Source organism: Corynebacterium sp. SA-MJD20WY100, from assembly GCF_039822565.1.
Classification (GTDB): domain Bacteria; phylum Actinomycetota; class Actinomycetes; order Mycobacteriales; family Mycobacteriaceae; genus Corynebacterium; species Corynebacterium phoceense_A.
Genome location: NZ_JBCJKS010000016.1, coordinates 56,620 through 75,125, shown reverse-complemented (window position 1 = coordinate 75,125; position 18,506 = coordinate 56,620). Strand labels below are relative to the sequence as shown.

The window sequence follows — 18,506 nt, the reverse complement described above, 5'->3', positions numbered from 1 at the left end:
AGGGTGAAAATTCGATCTGTGGATAACTGCCCGAAATCGCCAACTATAGTGTGCAACCGACAAAGTTCTCCACAGGCACGGACGCGCCGGTCTTGACTATCGCAACGGCGGGCCACTATTGTGGCGCACCCCCACTTTTGGCGAGACTTTCGAAGTGACTCTGCTAGGAGAGATGAACAAAATTCTAGACCTTACAGCGCGCCGACCGTATGATTCTGTCAGACTATTTAAATAGGGTGCGCATGATTCCCTGAAACGCGCACCGAATCCCGCCAGGAATCGCTATAGTTAACTCAACCACCACTATTGTGAGTCACATCTCGTTTAAAACTGTGTGGTCGTACAACTTCATACCTCATCTCGCCATCTCTACGGCGGTCACGGAGGCGCTTACTCGGCACCCCCTCACGGCCGTCGGTGCGCCCCAAGCACCTCTCCTCGTGACGAATCCTTGCGGGCGCCCGCACCTCACAAGGAGTCTTGAACAACATGAAGAAGGTCCATCGTTTACGCCTCGCCGGCGTCGCATCCCTCACTACTCTCGCCCTCACGCTTGCCGCCTGCAGCAGCAGCCAGTCCGAGTCGGCAGAAGGACAGGATGGCGGTGAGGCTGTCGGCGGCCTCAACATTGAGGTCGATCCTGCGGGCGACTACAACCCGAAGGAACGCGACGAGCTCAAAGACGGCGGTGAGCTCACCCTACCCATCGACGAACTCACCGAGCAGATGAATGCGTTCCATGCCAACATGACGACCGATACGTCCACCATCTGGAGTTGGTACAACCCGCAGCTAGCCCTCTACGACGGCAAGGGCGAATACACCCCTAACCCGGACTACATCACGAATGCCAGCGCCGAGACCAAGGACGGCAAGACCGTCGTCACGTACGACATCGTGGACAAGGCAACCTTCAACGACGGCACGCCCATCGATTGGAAGGCGTTCGAAAACACGTGGAAAATGAATAACGGCGAGAATGAGGAGATCTCGCCGAACTCGACCGACGGCTATGAACTTATCGAGTCCGTCAAGCGCGGCGACTCTGACAAGCAGGTCAAGGTGACGTTCCACAATGCCTACCCGTGGTGGATGGGCCTGTTCAACCAGGTCCTGCACCCGAAGGTCAACACTGCACAGCTCTACAACGAAACCTACTTGAACGAACTCCACCCAGAGTACGGCGCCGGTCCCTTCAAGGTGGATTCCATCGACTTCAACGCGGGCAACGTCACGTTCGTGCCAAACGAGAAGTGGTGGGGCGACGCCCCCAAGCTCTCCAAGGTCACGTACCGTCAGCTCGAATCACAGGCCACTATCAACGCCTTTAAGGCTGGCGAAATCGACGCCGCGGGTGTCGCATCGAAGAACAACCTGACCGTGGCCGCAGAGATGGGCGATGCCATCGACATCCGCGCATCCATGCGCATTGCCAACATCCTGTTTACGCTCAACTCGCAGGCGCCGCATCTCGGAGACATCAACGTCCGCCACGCCATCTTCAACGCGATTGACCGCTCCCAGCTCGCCGCCATCCGCTACAACGGCCTGGGCTACACCGAGGACCTACCGGGTTCGCTCACGCTATACCCGACGCAGGACGGCTATAAGGACAACCTCTCCGAGGCCGTCACCTACGACCCCGAGTCCTCGAAGAAGCTGCTTGAAGAAGCAGGTTACGCGATGGGTGACGACGGCTACTACGCCAAGGACGGCGAGAAGCTCACTTTGCGCTACGTCCTTGTCGGAGACGACGAGGTCTCTAAGTCCACCGCCGCGGCGATCCAGAAGATGCTCAAGGACGTAGGTGTCGAGGTCACGGTGCAAGAGCGCCCGTCCTCTGATTTCTCTAAGATCGCCGAGGAACGTGACTTTGACATCTTCCTGTCCGGCATCGCCTCATCCGACCCGTACGGCGTCGCGTACTTCGGCCAGACCTGGCTTTCCGACTCGGACCTCAACAAGTCCGGCACCGGCACCAAGGAACTGGACGAGCAGATCCGCGAGCTCCAGAAGATCGACAACGCCGACGATCAAATTGCTAAGGCCAATGAGCTCGAGGTTGAAGCGTTTAAGACCTACGGCCTCATGCCATGGGCCAATGGTCCTGCAATGACCGGCGTGAAGAAGGGACTCGCCAACTTCGGTCCCGCCGGCTTCGCCGTCATCCCGAAAGAAGACATCGGCTGGGAGAAGTAGACGCTCCCCCACGCGCGCATTGAGGCCCGCCAGCATATCGCTGGCGGGCCTTACTGCGCTAAAGACATGTGCTTACATGCGAAATGCCGCCTCACCGTGAGGTGAGGCGGCATCGGCAAGCTCTACGCAGCTGCGTTAGAAACTGGGGATTAGCCCAGGATCTTGGTAACGCGGCCAGCGCCGACGGTGCGGGAGCCCTCGCGGATAGCGAAACGCAGGCCCTCGTCCATAGCGACCGGCTGGATCAGCTCAACGGAGATCTCAACGTTGTCGCCCGGCATAACCATCTCGGTGCCTTCCGGCAGCTTGATGACGCCGGTGACGTCGGTGGTGCGGAAGTAGAACTGCGGACGGTAGTTGTCCATGAACGGGGTGTGGCGGCCGCCCTCTTCCTTCTTCAGGACGTAGACGGAACCCTCGAACTTGGTGTGCGGGGTGTAAGCGCCCGGCTTGATAACGACCTGGCCGCGCTCGACCTCTTCGCGCTTGGTACCACGCAGAAGCAGACCACAGTTGTCGCCAGCCTCGGTGTAGTCCATCATCTTGCGGAACATCTCGATACCGGTAACGGTGGTGTTGATGGACTTCTCGGTGATACCGATGATCTCAACGTCCTCGTTAACGTTCAGCTTGCCGCGCTCAACACGACCGGTAACGACGGTGCCGCGGCCGGTAATGGTGAAGATGTCCTCGATCGGCATCAGGAACGGCTTATCCAGCTCGCGCTCCGGATCCGGGATGGAGTCATCGCAAGCCTGCATCAGGTCAACGATGGACTGAACCCACTTCTCGTCGCCCTCGAGGGCCTTGAGAGCGGAAATGTGAACGATAGGAGCTTCCTCGTCGTAGTCCTGCTCAGCGAGCAGCTCGCGAATTTCCATCTCGACGAGCTCGATGATTTCCTCATCGTCAACCATGTCGCACTTGTTCAGAGCAACAAGGATGTACGGAACGCCCACCTGGCGGGCGAGCAGCACGTGCTCACGGGTCTGCGGCATCGGGCCATCGGTTGCAGCGACAACCAGGATAGCGCCGTCCATCTGAGCAGCGCCGGTAATCATGTTCTTGATGTAGTCGGCGTGGCCCGGGGCGTCCACGTGTGCGTAGTGGCGCTTCGGGGTGGAGTACTCAACGTGGGAGATGTTGATGGTAATACCGCGCTCCTTCTCCTCCGGAGCCTTATCGATCATGTCGAAGGCGAAAGCGGTGTTCTCCTCCGGGTACTGGTCAGCCAGAACCTTGGTGATCGCTGCGGTGGTGGTGGTCTTGCCGTGGTCGACGTGTCCGATGGTGCCGATGTTGACATGCGGCTTCGAACGCTCGAACTTCTCCTTTGCCACTGTTTGTCCTCCTGGACTCTATGGCGGCTACGAACTTCGCAGCCACGTGGTTTGTATTGCCATTGGCACTTCGTACTTCTCCGGGGAGAAGGCCGTAAGCGCTAATGACGCTTTCTTTACGTGCCAGTTACACGATCCTAGATTTATGCCGCAGTTTTTTCAAACTGCCAAAATAGGAGGTAACCCCGCGCATGTAATGCGGACGTTGACCCTCGACAAGAATCTTTTGCTGGATCCTGGGAGGGTAACGGCCGGCTCAACATACCGCCTGTGAACAGGCAATATATTCAGCGAACCGCTACCCCACCAGTGACCACCGCCTGGCGCACGGGCCCGAATTCGACTGGCACGAATCCGGGCCGCGAAGGTGCGACCGGGGTTAGGTGGCGGGGTGCACTCTTAGTGCTTGGCGCCGGTGCGCTCTTCGATGATGGCGGCTGCCACGGAGGACGGAACCTCAGCGTAGGAATCGAACACCATGGTGAAGTTTGCACGGCCGGCGGTCGACGAACGCAGGTCGCCGATGTAGCCGAACATCTCGGACAGCGGGACCTTGGCCTTGACGACCTTGGCGCCGGAGCGATCCTCCATACCGAAGACCTGGCCACGACGGGAGCTGATGTCACCGTTGACGGTACCCATGTACTCCTCCGGGGTCACAACCTCGACCGCCATGAGCGGCTCGAGCAGGACCGGCTTTGCCTTGGCAACGGCCTCCTTGAGGACCTGGGAGCCGGCGATCTTGAACGCCATCTCCGAAGAGTCGACGTCGTGGTAAGCGCCGTCTTCCAGGGTGGCCTGGATGTTGACCAGCGGGAAGCCTGCGAGGTAGCCGTACTGCATAGCATCCTGGATACCAGCGTCGACGGACGGGATGTACTCCTTCGGAACGCGGCCACCGGTGACAGCGTTGACGAACTTGTAGGTTGCGGACTCGCCCTCTTCCAGGGTCTCCGGATCCGGGTTGTACGGCTCGATGGAGACGATGACCTTTGCGAACTGACCGGAACCACCGGTCTGCTTCTTGTGGGTGAACTCGAGGGAGGTGACGGCCTTGCGGATGGTCTCGCGGTAAGCAACCTGCGGGTTACCGATGTTGGCCTCAACCTTGAACTCGCGCTTCATGCGGTCAACGAGGACGTCGAGGTGGAGCTCGCCCATGCCGCCAATGACGGTCTGGCCGGTTTCCTCGTCGAGCTCGACGGTGAAGGTCGGGTCCTCAGCGGCGAGCTTCTGGATAGCAACGCCGAGCTTCTCCTGGTCAGCCTTGGTCTTCGGCTCGATGGAGACCTTGATAACCGGATCCGGGAAGTCCATGGACTCGAGGATGATCGGGTTGTCCTTGTCGCACAGCGTGTCACCAGTGGTGGTCTCCTTGAGACCAATCACGGCGTAGATGTTGCCGGCGTCAGCCTGCTCGACCGGGTTCTCCTTGTTGGCGTGCATCTGGAACAGCTTGCCGATGCGCTCCTTCTTGCCCTTGGTCGAGTTGAGCACCTCAGTGCCCGGCAGGACCTGGCCGGAGTAGACGCGGACGAAGTTGAGCTGGCCGTAGAACGGGTGAGCCGCAATCTTGAACGACAGAGCGGAGAACGGGGACTCGACGGAAGGCTTACGGGTAATCTCCTCGCCCTCGTCGCCCACTGCGTGGCCGATGACCTCGCCCACGTCGAGCGGGGTCGGCAGGAAGTCGACGACAGCGTCGAGCAGCGGCTGGACACCCTTGTTGCGGTACGCGGTACCACACAGGACCGGGTAGACCTCGGAGTTGATGGTCATCTTGCGGATGGCGCCCTTGATCTCCTCGAGGGTGAGCTCCTCGCCACCGAAGTACTTCTCCATGAGGGCTTCGTCGGACTCAGCAACGGTCTCGACGAGCTTCTCGCGGTACTCGGCTGCCTTGTCCTGCAGGTCGGCCGGAATCTCCTCGATAACCGGCTCAGCACCGGTCTCGACCTTGCCGCGCCAGGTGATGGCGTTCATGTTGAGCAGGTCAACGACGCCGTCGAAGTTGTCCTCAGCGCCGATCGGCAGCTGGAGAACGAGCGGCTTAGCGCCGAGGCGGTCGATGATGGTCTGAACGGTGAAGTAGAAGTCGGCGCCCAGCTTATCCATCTTGTTGACGAAGCAGATACGCGGAACGTCGTACTTTGCAGCCTGACGCCAGACCTGCTCAGACTGCGGCTCGACGCCTTCCTTGCCGTCAAAGACGGCGACAGCGCCATCGAGGACACGCAGGGAGCGCTCGACCTCGACGGTGAAGTCGACGTGACCCGGGGTGTCGATAATGTTGATCTGGTTGCCGTTCCAGAAACAGGTGACAGCAGCGGACGTAATGGTAATGCCGCGCTCCTTCTCCTGCTCCATCCAGTCAGTGGTGGAAGCACCATCGTGCGTCTCGCCAACCTTGCGGTTGATACCCGTGTAGAACAGGATGCGCTCGGTGGTGGTGGTCTTACCAGCATCGATGTGAGCCATGATGCCGATGTTGCGGACCTTGTGCAGGTCCTTAAGCACTTCTTGTGCCACGGTGTTACCCCAACTTCGTTAGTCGTGGACGCGCCCAGTCCGCCCGGCCCAGTGCCAAGGTTTCCAGCCACGTCGCTTAAGTGGATGTGTCTCGTTGTAAAATTTTGCCACTAAAGCGCCGTTTTAGCAGCCCGTAGACCGCTAAAAGTTTAGTAGCGCCGGTAAGCAGCCGCCCGTCAAACAGTGAGTGTGGGTGGCAAATCACAGCCACTCACCGAGAGTGAACCCACTGTTAGCACAATGGCCCGAGCAACGAACTCCAGTATAGGGACGCCTGCGGCATGCGATCGGCAAAGCCGACGCAGCACGGGCGAAATGTCGTTGCTCGGACCATAGGCATGGGTACCGCGAGATTACCAGCGGTAGTGGGCGAAGGCGCGGTTGGCCTCAGCCATCTTGTGGGTATCCTCGCGACGCTTCACGGAAGCGCCAAGGCCGTTGGAGGCATCCAGAATCTCGTTGGCGAGACGCTCGATCATCGTGTTCTCACGACGCTGGCGGGTGAAGGTGACGAGCCAACGCAGGGCCAGAGTGTTGGCGCGTGCCGGACGCACCTCAACCGGGACCTGGTAGGTGGCGCCACCAACGCGGCGGGAGCGAACCTCGAGGTCCGGACGGATGTTGCCCAGGGCCTTCTCCAGGGTGCCGACCGGATCGGTGCCGGTCTTCTCGCGGCACGCCTCGAGAGCGCCGTAGACGATACGCTCAGCGGTGGACTTCTTGCCGTCCCGGAGGATCTTATTGACGAGCATGGTGACCTGCTCGGAGTTGTACACCGGGTCCTTGACTACAGGACGCTTCGGAGCAGCATTCTTACGCATTGTTTACTGTCCCTTCTTGGCACCGTAACGGGAACGGGCCTGCTTGCGGTCCTTGACACCCTGGGTATCCAGAGCGCCGCGGATGATCTTGTAGCGGACACCCGGAAGGTCCTTCACACGGCCGCCACGCACGAGCACCATGGAGTGCTCCTGCAGGTTGTGGCCCTCGCCCGGGATGTAGGCCGAAACCTCGATGCCGGAGGAAAGGCGAACACGAGCGACCTTACGCAGTGCGGAGTTCGGCTTCTTCGGGGTGGTGGTGTAGACGCGGGTGCACACGCCGCGACGCTGCGGCGAGCCCTTCAGCGCAGCGGTAGCAACCTTCGTGCGCTTGTCATGGCGGCCCTTGCGGACCAGCTGCTGAATAGTTGGCATGTATCTAGTCTTTCTGTATGACTTATCGGCTTTCCTGACCAAACATAACGCCTAAACATGCAAAAATGGGGGCTCTTTCCCGGGGCCCTTCCGCATGTCCAGGTCGTCCGTCAGCCGGAACCGGCCGAGGTATCGATCAGACTTTTCGCATCACACAAGATGCGAAACCTTTCACCATTTTAACAGCCAGCAGCCCAACTACCAAAACCGTCGCAGGAGGGCTCCGTGCGACACGCCCCGCTTTCCGATGCCGCCTCTACCCCAGCATCTCCTGCAGCCCCAGCGCCAGCTCTGTGAGCGCCGCTTGCCCCGACTCATAGGTGCCGTCCGCCGGCACGACCGCGAGCGCCACACCGGTCTCGCCCTGCGTGCCCGCCACGAGCCCGAATTGGCGCACAAGGTAGCGCCCGCTCTCGTCCGGGCCCCAGCCACCCTTGAACCGCGTGCCTGGAATCTGGCCCAAGCCGTAGTCCTGGCCCGCCACGATGGAGCCCATCGCGGCAAGAACCTGGTCCGCGCCCGTGATCGTGGGCAATTGCCGCGCAAAGGAAGCCTGCGCGGCGGTATCCCACTGGGTTTGTCCAAAGGCGCTAAATCCCGGGCGCGTGACCTCTGGATTGACAACCGTCGCCGTGTCTCCGGCCGCCGCAAGGATGGAGCCAACAGCGGTGGCGGCGGCATCGGAAGCACCGAGCATGGTCCACAGGGCTTCGGCCGCCGCGTTGTCAGAAGCCGTAATCGCCTGCCGCACGGTGCCCTCAGCACTGGGGTCCGCACGCAGGGCCGCGATGGACAGCGGAACCTTGATGGTGGACCAAGCAGGCTGCACCCCGGCGAGGGTGCCCGCCTGCACTGCGGGCGTCCCATCTACCGGCACCACGGCGAGCGAGACCTGCGCGCCCGTGCGCGCCTCGACGTCTGCGGCAAGCCGCGTGAGCGCCGCCGCAATATCCGGTGCTGGGATGGAAGCCATAGTGTCTTTCAGTTGGGACTGCGACGTAGGCTCCGAGCTCGGCGCCGCGGTGACGGTGGTCGTGCGAACCACGATAGTGCTCGTGGTTGGCCCACCCGCGCCACCGGCGCATCCCGCCAGCGCACCCGCGGCGACGAGCAAGGCAGCCACGCCAGCGCGCGAATTAAGAAATGTAGACGTGCGCATTATTGCCGCCGGTGCAGTGCACGTAGGACCCGTTGTCATAGCAGCTCATCGTATAGGTGTAGCCCGTCACCGGGCTATAGGTATTGACCACCGTCGTGCCGGAGGTCTTGCTTCCCCGGGCTGCCACGAAGTCACGCGTGACGGCCAAGGCAAACGAATCCGAGGTCGGGCCCGCCGTGTAGACGTTGGCGTAGCTGCCCGCCGGGCTGTTACTGATCGCGCCGACGCTCACCGGGTTCAGTCCCGCCGGGAGCGCGGGATACGCTGGACGGCTCGGTGCCTGGGCTGGTTGTGCAGGCTGCGCGGCGTGCGCCGGCTGGGCCGCGTTCGCCTCGCCACCCGGCGCGTCCGTGGCCGTCTCGGTGACGTAGACGACTTCATCGGCAGACCGGCTGGCGTTATACGCGCGAACGCCAAAGAAGCCCGCGATGCCAAGGATAAGCAAACCCAACAGCAGGCTCACGATGATGAGCGCAATCTTCGTGCCGTTGCCGCCCTGCTGCGGCGCGGGCGCGTACGTCGGCGCATAACCCTGCGGCCCATACCCCGACTGCGCGTAGCCCTGCTGGCCTACGTCCTGGGGTGCGTAGCCAGCACCATAGGCACCGCCAGCAGCGCCGGCAGCGGAAGCACCCGGCGCGGCGGCGTCGCCGGCACCAACCGGCGGGAACTGAGTGGTCTCGAAAGAGTCCGAATCATGCGAAGGGAACGAGGGAGATTGAGGAGAGGTAGTCACCCTCCTAGTTTATACCCCGCCCCCGATATGAACCGCCTTTATGTGCAGCGTAGGGCCGATAGACGGTCTTAGAGTAACCAACGCCACGGGAACCATCTCACCCACCCAAAAGCGGCCCCTACGGCCGAGATAGGCGCAAACACAAAATGCGGCGGACCGCCCCACCCGCACTACTCACTGGGCGGCGTGATTGTGAACTCGACGGGCAAGCTCACCGCCAACTATTGGCTGGCCGAGGTCTCCTCTCCGGAGGCCGACCGCTCCCCCGTGAAGGCGATTTCCGCATCCATGATCTAGACATGCTCTCCGGCTACTGCACGACGAGGCCACGCGCCCGGGCTGGGTGGGCTTCGACCCCAAGGCGCTGCCGGAGCCCTGCCGCAGTTCGCCGGCTGCACGCCGGCAACGGCTGCGCGCATGTGGAAATCGCTCGCGCTGCTCGACCACGCCGCGCGCCTACGGGACCCACGTGCAGCTGCGCACGACTCTATGGGCGAACTCCATCATTGAGCGCCGCCTGGAGCAGCTGCGCGAGCAGGTGCGGCTGGTCTTCGGTGCGTTGCCGGACGGCAGCTACCCGGGGCTGGTGATCCAGCACGCCTGCGACGTCGATGCCGCCGACTACTACAGGCCGGGGCGCGCCTCAGCGCTCGCGGGCTGAGGCGCGCTGTGCGGCCTCCCACGTGGCCGCGTCCCACACCCACGACAGATCCGCCGCGACAGTCTGGCGCGCAAAGTGTTCGCGCTCCTGGGTCTCCCAGGTCTCGAACCATTCCGCGTAGTCCGGATCGCGCTCGAGGGCGCGGGCGCGGCGAGCCTCGCGCGGGCCGTCGATAAAGAGCGTGACCACCCCGCCGCGCTCCCGGGCGGCGGCAACGGAATCCTCGGTGATGGCACCGACGCCCTCCACGATGAGGTCATCGCGTACGTCGAGTCCCGCCCATTCACTCGGCGCGCTCGCCTCCCAGTCCCAGCGCCAGTAGCCCGGATTGTGTTCGCGCAGCACCTGCGAGGTCACCATCTCGGATCCTGCAGCCAGCCCTTGCCAGCCGGGATAGAACTCATCGAGGTGCACGACCCTCCACCCCGTGCGCTCGGCCAGGGATGCTGCGGCCCACGTTTTGCCGGCGCCCGAGGGGCCGTCGATGAGCACCGTCATGGGGCGCATCGGCCGCTTGCGCGAGGCCGCAAGGGTGAGGGTATCGGTCAAAAGTCGGTCAAGTTGACTGTCAAAGTCCATGTTGTCCGCGCGAAAGGCTTCGCGCTGTCCATCCTTTGCGTGTACGGCGCGCCACCGCGGGCATGCGGTGCCGCACCAGGGAAGTCGTACCTGCCAGTCTAAGGGACTTCAGTCCCCGCGCGCCGCGGCTTTACTATCGCTAGAGGCCAAAGAAGCGCCACGTTCCGCAGGCCACCGCAATAATGACGGGCAATGCCGCCGCCCCCACGGCTGCAGCCATGACCCACCAATCGCGGGCACGCAGGTGCGAAGCCACCGCCCACGTGCGCGCCCGGCGGCCCGGGGCTGGGCGCCCGAAGCCGCGGGCCTCCATCGCTGTGGCGAGCTTTCCGCCGCGGCGCAGCGCGAGGACAAGCAAGCTAAAACTCATGGTGGCTAGGTGCCGGATGCGCCCCACGTCCGCGATGCCGCGGGCGCGCCGCGCGCGGGCGAGCGAGTCCCAGTCATCCTTAAACAAGGTGAGCATGCGCACGCCGGCGACTGCTCCGATGACAAAGCGGGAGGGAAGGTGCCAGATTTGCGCGAGGCCGTCGCCCAGCTCCGTGGGGTCGATATCGCGGGCCAGCACAATCACCGGCAACGCGACAGCAAAGACGCGCAGCATGATGGCTCCTGCCAGTCCCAAGGAGTTCTCACTGACGGTCACCAGCCAGAAGGAGAAGTAGACCTCGCCGCCCTCCTTGCCGTAGAGCAGCATAGATATCCCAGATAGCGGCGCGATGATCCACAGCGGCAGCGCCGCGCGTACCAGCCGGGGCCAGCTCATCCCGCACAGCGGAGCGAGGAGCACCGTCACCGCGACGGATACGGCGGCCGAGAGCCAGTCAATGGTCAGCAAGATCGGCGTGGTGACCAGGAACGTCGCCACCAAGCGCGTGAGCGGATTAACGCCGTGTACGAGGTTAGGCATGGGTACTGCCTCCCGCCTGGCCAGTGTGCGCGCTGACGGTCACGCGGTGGTCGCCCAGCGCCGCCAAGAATAGCGGGTCGTGGGTAATGGAGACCAGCGTCGTGCCCTCGTTCGCGAGCTCACGCAACATGCGCACGAGCTCTGCGAAGGTCGTGGGATCCTGGCCGAAGGTGGGCTCGTCAAGCAGCAGCACGGACGGCGCGGCGACGAGCGCCGTGGCTACCGAGAGCCGGCGCTTCTCCCCGCCGGACAGAGTAAACGGGTTTGCGTCCACGAGGTGAGTAAGCCGCAGGCGCTCGAGGAGCTCGCCCACGCGCGCTTGAGAGGCGGCATCCGAAGTACCCATCACGCCCGGACCGACACGCATCTCCTCGCCCACGGTGCGGGCGACGAACTGGTGCTCTGGATTTTGAAATACGACGCCGAGGCGCTGAGCCAGGTCGCGCGAGCGCCATGTCGAAGGCTCGCCGCGCAGCCCGCGCCGCACGGACTCGGCCACGCCAATCTCGCCGCCGCAGCTGGGAAGCAGGCCCGCCATGGTCATCAACCACGTGGTTTTCCCAGAGCCGTTCGCACCCGTGATGACGGTGGAATACCCCTGCGGAACACGCACGCTGCGGGGCGGGCCGAAGCGCGTCACAAGGTTGTTCGACCACAGCGCGGCCTCGGCATCTGCCGGGGCGGGCACGGCGACGGGCAAGCCGGTTACGGCGCGCGCGGCCGTCACCGCTCCGTATGCGCCGTCTTCGACGATGCGCCCCCGGTCCAGGCGCACCGCGCGATCCAGCAGGCCGGCCCACGCAGAATACTGGTGTTCCACCACGACCAACGTCGCTCCCGTGGCACGGACGATCCGCTCGACGGCCGCGACCACGTCGCGCGCGCCCTGCGGATCGAGGTTGGCCGTCGGCTCGTCGAGCAAGATGAGCCCGGCGCCCATGGCAATGACCCCGGCGAGCGCGAGGCGCTGCTTCTGTCCACCGGACAGGCGTTGGGTGGGGTGGTCAAGCGGCACATCCAGGCCTACGAGGTCCAGGGCGTGTTCGACGCGCCGCCATATCTCCGCGCGCGGCAGGCCGAGGTTCTCGCAGCCAAAAGCCACGTCGCGGCCCACAGTGGCCGCGATAACCTGCGAGTCCGGATCCTGGAGAACGAGCCCGGCCGGGGTCTGCGGGTTCAGCGTGAGGTGGCCTACCTGCTGCCCGTCCTCGTCGCCGCCAAGAACGCCGGCGAGCGCGGCCAGGAGCGTGGATTTACCGGAGCCGGAATCCCCGCACAATAAGACTCGCTCGCCCGGGGCGATGTCGAGGTCAATACCGTCCAATGCGGGAGTCGCGCGGCCCGCGTGGGTCCACCCGAAGCCGCGCAGGGTGATCTGAGTCGTCATAGACAACCAAAACTACGCGGCTACTTGGCGCGGGCTTCGCGGCCTACAGCAAAGCGGTCGAGAGCACCCGTGGCCGCCAGGGCACGCGTAAGCAGGTGGCCGACGACGCCGGCCAGGATGGTGCCCGAGATGATCAAGCAGACCAGGTAGATAATGAGGAACTCCGGTCCCTTAGCCAGGTTGCCGGAGGTAAACAGCTCAAGGCACCACGCGCCCACACCGGCGAGTGCGCCGCCGAGCATGGCGATGCCCAGGCCGAATTTGCGGTATGCGAAAACGATGAGGACAAGCTCAATGCCGATGCCTTGGGCGAGGCCCGAGTAAATGGTGGACCAGCCCCATTGGCTGCCCATCACGGCAGAGACCGATGCCGCGAGCACCTCAACGTAGACAGCCGCCCCCGGCTTGCGGATGATGAGTGCGCCCAGCACGCCGCCAATCAACCAGATACCCGTGGCCAGGCCGCCCAGGCCCGGCGTGAGGGCATCCATGGCCATGTACCAGGCGTAGCCCACAGAGTTCCAGAAAACGAAGATGAGGCCGCAGGCCACCGCCAGCACGGTGGCGACGATGATGTCCACCACGCGCCAGCGCAGTGAGCGGCGCGGGGTCGAAGTAGTAGCGGTTGCGGGCGCAGATGTCGCGCTCATGATTCCTCCCTTATCGCCGGCATTATCCGGATCAGGTTCGACGGTTCGCCGATGCAGCACTGAGCGAGTCCATGTCACTCGCTAGCTGCTGCGGCATCTCAGCCCCGCCTGCGCGGAGCACCCGTGTCACGTGTGAAATTTAAGTGGTGTTTACACCCCATCACTCAGCCAAAGCTGGCGATGGGGTGGAAAACATCTTTATCTTAACAGCCGCCACTCCCTCGAAAGCACGCGGATGGGGCAATGGCTGACAACAGTTTTTTCACGCGCTAGCAAGCTTTTGTGCCCTTTGATAGGACACGCCAAGAATCTCGCCCATGTCGCGTACCGTCATTCCAGACTTCTTCATCGCAGCAGCAAGCTCACGGGTGCTTTCTTTCGCCTCAGCCGTAAGCCGTGCGGCTTCTTCGCGCTGCTTGTCCGCGCGTGGATTTAGCTCAGCGCGATTGGAGGGGAAAATGACTTCAACCACGATGTTGAGTTCGTCTGGGCTTACTCCTGCCTAATAGGCCATGGTTTCCCGGATCTCGTCGGCGGCATGGGCTAGTCGCTTAGTCTGCGACACAGCTCCCAGCTCGGCGCATTCCAGCACCCACACGTCACTGGTGCCTCGTTCTGCGGTAACTGTGTACGTCTTGGCCATTATCTCCACCCACCCTTTCCTCGTTCCTGCGCAAATTGATCCAAGAACTTTTTCGCTGTCACATCGTCGATCTCGCGGTGCCTGCCGAGCGCTCGGGTGGTGTTGCCCTCCCGGTAGGCATCATGGCGAGTAAGGGCGATTTCCTCAAATTCAAGACTGCCTCGTTTGGCTTCATCCTTCAGCTTTTGATGGCAGCGGAGTGCTTCATGCCCATCAGTCGACTATCGATGTCTATTGCGAGTAGACATTCCCAAGGATGGTAATTCTGCCCTATTTCGGTCACAGCGCAGCACAAAGCCCCGGCTTTCCCTGCCACATGCGGTGGCGAAGGAAGCCGGGGCTTTGCGAAATTAAAGCAGACCAAGCTTGAAGTACTGGTCCGCCTGGCAGTGGTGCCAGGCGGGGCCGGGGCGAGAACTAGAAGGTGAAGTCCTCGTCCAGCGGGACGGAGGCGCCGGTGAACTCACCGAAGCCGTCGTCGCCATAGATGGAATCACCGTACGTCGGAATGGAGTATGCCGCGTTGCGGGCAGCCTCCGTCGGCTTGACGGTGATGTTGCGGTAGCGCGAGATACCGGTACCGGCCGGGATGAGCTTACCGATGATGACGTTCTCCTTCAGGCCAATGAGCTGATCGGAGCGCTTGTTGATAGCGGCGTCGGTGAGGACGCGGGTCGTCTCCTGGAAGGAGGCGGCCGACAGCCAGGACTCGGTGGCCAGCGACGCCTTGGTGATACCCATGATCTCCGAACGGAGCTGGGCGGGCTCGCCGCCCTCGGCGACCTGCTTGGCGTTGACCTGCTTGGCCTCAGAGAGGTCAACCAGCGTGCCTGGCAGGAATTCCGTGGAGCCCGCGTCGATGACGGTACCGCGACGCAGCATCTGGCGGATGATGATCTCGATGTGCTTATCGTGGATGGCCACACCCTGCGTACGGTAGACGGCCTGCACCTCGTCGATGAGGTGCTTTTCAACACCACGGCGACCGAGGACCTCGAGGACGTCGTGCGGGTCAGCCGCACCGCGCATGAGGCGCTCGCCGGTGGTGACATGGTCACCATCGCGCAGAGAGCGCTCAATCATGGCGTCCGGGTTGGACTCCATCGGGCGACGGACCTGAGCCAGGCCCTGGCGCTTCGACAGCTTCTCGTAGACCACATTGTCCGAACCGTCGTCCGGGGTGATGGTCAGCGTCCAGAAGTTGCCCTCATCAGAGAGGGAGATCGTGCCGTCGACCGAAGCGATCGGGGCGCGGTTCTTCGGGTTACGAGCCTCGAAGAGCTCCTGAACACGCGGCAGACCACCGGTAATGTCGCCACCGACACCACCCTGGTGGAACGTACGCATGGTGAGCTGGGTACCCGGCTCACCAATGGACTGGGCGGCGACGATGCCGACGGCCTCGCCGATGTCGACCAGCTGGCCAGAGGCCATGGATTTGCCGTAGCACTTCGCGCAGACACCGGCCGGGGTCTGGCAGGTAAGCACGGAGCGGACCTTGAGGTCGGTGATGCCAGCGTCGAGCAGCTTCTGGGTGAGCTCCTCGGTGAGGTCAGAACCGGCCTCGGCGATGACCTCGCCGGCCTCGTTCTTCACGTCAGAGGCAACGACGCGGCCAGACGCGGAGGTCTCCCACAGCTCGTGCATGACGACCTTGTCGCCGGAAACCTCGCCGATCGGGACGCGAACGCCCTGGCGGGTGCCACAGTCCTCTTCGCGGACGATGACGTCCTGCGCGACGTCGACCAGACGACGGGTGAGGTAGCCCGAGTCGGCGGTACGCAGTGCGGTATCGGCCAGGCCCTTACGGGAGCCGTGCGAGTTGTTGAAGTACTCGAGAACGGACAGGCCTTCGCGGAAGGAGGTCTTAATCGGACGGGTGATGTAGTCACCGTGCGAGTTCACGACCATGCCCTTCATACCGGCCAGGGTCCAGATCTGACGCATGTTACCGGCAGCACCGGACTTCACGATCATCGGAATCGGGTTGTCATCCGGGTAGAGGTTCTCGACCGCGTTACCGACCTCGTCCGTGGCGTTCTTCCACAGCTCGACAAGGCGGTCGTAGCGCTCGCGCTCGGTAAGCGCACCCTGCTCGTAGTACTTGCGCTCGATGCGCTGAGCTTCCTTCTCGTAAGACTCGAGGATCTCGTGCTTGTTCGGAAGGACCAGAACGTCGTCCATGGTGATGGTAACGCCGGAACGGGTGGCCCAGTAGAAGCCAGCGTCCTTCATCTTGTCCAGCACCTGAGCAACGGTGATCATCGGGTACTTGTTGGCGAGGTCGTTGACGACGTCACCGAGCAGGACCTTGTTATCGGAGCCGCCCTTACGGACCATGACGCCCTCGAGGTACGGGTAGTTCCACGGCAGCAGCTCGTTGAACATGATGCGACCGATGGTGGTGTCAGCCATCCAGGTGTCGCCCTTGTTCCAGCCGTCCGGGAACTGCTCAGCCTCGATGTCTGCCGGCGGACGCAAGTGCGAGATACGCACCTTGATCGGAGCCTGCAAGCCAACGACGCCGCGGTCGCGAGCCATGAGAGCCTCAGCGTAGGAGGAGAAAATACCGGTAGCCGGCTGATCGGTGGTAGCCGGCGTGTAACGACCCTCGCCGCCGATCTCGTCCGGGCCCTTGTCCATGGTGAGGTAGTACAGGCCGGTAACCATGTCCAGACGCGGCATAGCCAGCGGCTTACCGGACGCCGGGGACAGAATGTTGTTCGAAGCAAGCATGAGCACGCGAGCCTCAGCCTGAGCCTCGGCGGACAGCGGCAGGTGGACTGCCATCTGGTCGCCGTCGAAGTCAGCGTTGAAGGCCTCACAGGCCAGCGGGTGGAGCTGGATAGCCTTACCCTCGACGAGCTTCGGTTCGAAGGCCTGAATACCCAGGCGGTGCAGGGTCGGTGCACGGTTGAGCATGACCGGGTGCTCGGAGATGGCCTCTTCGAGGACGTCCCACACCTCAGGGCGCTGGCGCTCGACCATGCGCTTGGCGGACTTGATGTTCTGCGCGTAATCGTTTTCCACCAGGCGCTTCATAACGAAAGGCTTGAAGAGCTCGAGAGCCATGAGCTTCGGCAGACCACACTCGTGCAGCTTGAGCTGCGGACCGACGATAATAACGGAACGACCGGAGTAGTCGACGCGCTTACCCAGCAGGTTCTGACGGAAACGACCCTGCTTACCCTTGAGCAGGTCGCTCAGGGACTTCAGCGGACGGGTACCGGGGCCCGTGACCGGGCGGCCGCGGCGACCGTTGTCGAAGAGGGCGTCGACCGACTCCTGCAACATGCGCTTCTCGTTGTTCACGATGATCTCGGGGGCACCGAGATCAATCATGCGCTTCAAGCGGTTATTGCGGTTAATGACGCGACGGTAGAGGTCGTTCAGGTCGGAGGTCGCGAAGCGGCCACCGTCAAGCTGGACCATCGGGCGCAGCTCCGGCGGGATGACCGGGATAGCGTCGAGGACCATTCCGGCCGGATCGTTGCCAGAACGCAGGAATGCGGCGACAACCTTGAGGCGCTTCAAGGCACGGACCTTCTTCTGGCCCTTGCCGTTGTTGATGATCTCGCGGAGGATCTCGGCCTCGGCCTCGAGGTCGAAGTTGCGGATGAGGGTCTGGATAGCCTCAGCACCCATGCCGCCGGTGAAGTAATCCTCGTAACGATCGATGAGTTCCTCATAGATCGTGTCGTCGATGATCATCTGCTTCGGGGCAAGCTTGATGAAGGTGTTCCAGATTTCGTCGAGACGTGCGACCTGGCGCTCGCCGTCCTCGCGGATGTGCTGCATGTCCTTGTCGGCAGCGTTCTGGACCTTGCGGCGGGCGTCGGCCTTGGCGCCAGCGGCCTCGAGCTCGGCGAGGTCCTCTTCGAGCTTGGCGGCGCGCTCTGCGATCTCAGAGTTGACGTCGTCCTCGATCTCCTTCTTCTCCAGAAGCATCTCGGCCTCGAGAGTGGACTGGTCGTTGTGACGAGCCTCCTCATCGACGGACGTGATGATGTTGGCAGCGAAGTAGATGATGCGCTCAAGATCCTTAGGCGCGATGTCGAGCAGGTAGCCCAGACGAGACGGAACGCCCTTGAAGTACCAGATGTGGGTCACCGGAGCGGCGAGCTCAATGTGGCCCATGCGCTCACGGCGCACCTTGGACTTGGTCACCTCAACGCCGCAGCGCTCGCAGATGATGCCCTTGAAACGGACACGCTTGTACTTACCGCAGGCGCACTCCCAGTCGCGGGTCGGGCCGAAGATGCGCTCGCAGAAGAGGCCGTCCTTCTCCGGCTTGAGGGTGCGGTAGTTAATGGTTTCCGGCTTCTTCACCTCACCCTTGGACCAACGACGAATGTCGTCAGCAGTGGCGAGACCGATACGGAGCTCGTCGAAGAGATTTACGTCAAACACGTAATGTCTCCCTTTCATCCTCTATATTTTCTGAGGAATTGATGGCTTAAAAGTTGTGTCTTTGTATCGCCCGGCCGGGCTTGTCCGATGGGTGCTTTCCTTATGGA

14 protein-coding genes and 1 riboswitch are annotated in these 18,506 nt (G+C 62.6%); of the genes, 2 read left to right on the top strand and 12 right to left on the bottom strand.

Going from position 1 to position 18,506, the window contains the following annotated elements; genetic code table 11:
- The first annotated feature begins 489 nt into the window (after positions 1-489).
- Positions 490-2,199 (top strand): ABC transporter family substrate-binding protein, encoded by a 1,710-nt coding sequence (locus ABJ196_RS09550; protein ID WP_347306561.1) that lies wholly within the window; start codon positions 490-492, stop codon positions 2,197-2,199.
- Positions 2,200-2,348: 149 nt separating this feature from the next.
- Here ABJ196_RS09550 and tuf read toward each other — a convergent pair whose 3' ends face one another.
- From tuf to ABJ196_RS09520, 6 genes are all read right to left on the bottom strand, one after another.
- Positions 2,349-3,539, bottom strand: a complete 1,191-nt coding sequence (gene tuf, locus ABJ196_RS09545) for an elongation factor Tu (protein ID WP_347306559.1) — start codon at positions 3,537-3,539, stop codon at positions 2,349-2,351.
- A 399-nt stretch (positions 3,540-3,938) separates the two neighbouring features.
- A complete protein-coding gene (fusA, locus tag ABJ196_RS09540; RefSeq protein WP_347306557.1) occupies positions 3,939-6,068 on the bottom strand; it encodes an elongation factor G in 2,130 nt (709 codons plus the stop codon).
- 353 nt (positions 6,069-6,421) lie between these two features.
- A complete protein-coding gene (rpsG, locus tag ABJ196_RS09535; RefSeq protein WP_347306555.1) occupies positions 6,422-6,889 on the bottom strand; it encodes a 30S ribosomal protein S7 in 468 nt (155 codons plus the stop codon).
- Between the two features lie 3 nt (positions 6,890-6,892).
- The gene (gene rpsL, locus ABJ196_RS09530) at positions 6,893-7,264 is read right to left on the bottom strand and encodes a 30S ribosomal protein S12 (protein ID WP_066492960.1); all 372 of its coding nucleotides are present in this window, start codon (positions 7,262-7,264) and stop codon (positions 6,893-6,895) included.
- Positions 7,265-7,520: 256 nt separating this feature from the next.
- Positions 7,521-8,387, bottom strand: coding sequence for a hypothetical protein (locus ABJ196_RS09525; protein WP_347306552.1), 867 nt, complete (start codon positions 8,385-8,387; stop codon positions 7,521-7,523).
- Positions 8,388-8,400: 13 nt separating this feature from the next.
- Positions 8,401-9,159 (bottom strand): hypothetical protein, encoded by a 759-nt coding sequence (locus ABJ196_RS09520; RefSeq protein ID WP_347306548.1) that lies wholly within the window; start codon positions 9,157-9,159, stop codon positions 8,401-8,403.
- Between the two features lie 469 nt (positions 9,160-9,628).
- Between ABJ196_RS09520 and ABJ196_RS09515 the strand changes: the two genes are divergently transcribed.
- On the top strand, positions 9,629-9,820 hold the full coding sequence (locus ABJ196_RS09515) for a hypothetical protein (protein ID WP_347306546.1): 192 nt from the start codon (positions 9,629-9,631) through the stop codon (positions 9,818-9,820).
- On the opposite strand, the gene ABJ196_RS09510 is transcribed toward ABJ196_RS09515, so the two are convergent.
- The 6 genes from ABJ196_RS09510 to ABJ196_RS09485 form a co-directional block, all read right to left on the bottom strand.
- Positions 9,803-10,369 carry an isopentenyl transferase family protein gene (locus ABJ196_RS09510; RefSeq protein ID WP_347306544.1) on the bottom strand — a complete coding sequence of 189 codons (567 nt, stop codon included), beginning with the start codon at positions 10,367-10,369 and terminating at the stop codon, positions 9,803-9,805. The two genes, ABJ196_RS09515 and ABJ196_RS09510, sit on opposite strands and share 18 nt — an antisense overlap.
- A 169-nt stretch (positions 10,370-10,538) precedes the next feature.
- The gene (locus tag ABJ196_RS09505) at positions 10,539-11,309 is read right to left on the bottom strand and encodes an energy-coupling factor transporter transmembrane component T (protein ID WP_347306542.1); all 771 of its coding nucleotides are present in this window, start codon (positions 11,307-11,309) and stop codon (positions 10,539-10,541) included.
- Positions 11,302-12,696, bottom strand: a complete 1,395-nt coding sequence (locus tag ABJ196_RS09500) for an ABC transporter ATP-binding protein (protein ID WP_347306540.1) — start codon at positions 12,694-12,696, stop codon at positions 11,302-11,304. The genes ABJ196_RS09505 and ABJ196_RS09500 overlap by 8 nt, the downstream gene beginning before the upstream one ends.
- 20 nt (positions 12,697-12,716) lie before the next feature.
- Positions 12,717-13,346 (bottom strand): ECF transporter S component, encoded by a 630-nt coding sequence (locus ABJ196_RS09495; protein WP_347306538.1) that lies wholly within the window; start codon positions 13,344-13,346, stop codon positions 12,717-12,719.
- Positions 13,336-13,481, bottom strand: a riboswitch (TPP riboswitch). (Overlaps the previous gene by 11 nt.)
- Positions 13,482-13,608: 127 nt before the next feature.
- Positions 13,609-13,818: a hypothetical protein gene (locus tag ABJ196_RS09490; protein ID WP_347306536.1), complete on the bottom strand. Its 210-nt coding sequence runs from the start codon at positions 13,816-13,818 to the stop codon at positions 13,609-13,611.
- Positions 13,819-14,406: 588 nt separating this feature from the next.
- Positions 14,407-18,399, bottom strand: a complete 3,993-nt coding sequence (locus ABJ196_RS09485; RefSeq protein ID WP_257070566.1) for a DNA-directed RNA polymerase subunit beta' — start codon at positions 18,397-18,399, stop codon at positions 14,407-14,409.
- Positions 18,400-18,506 lie beyond the last annotated feature (107 nt).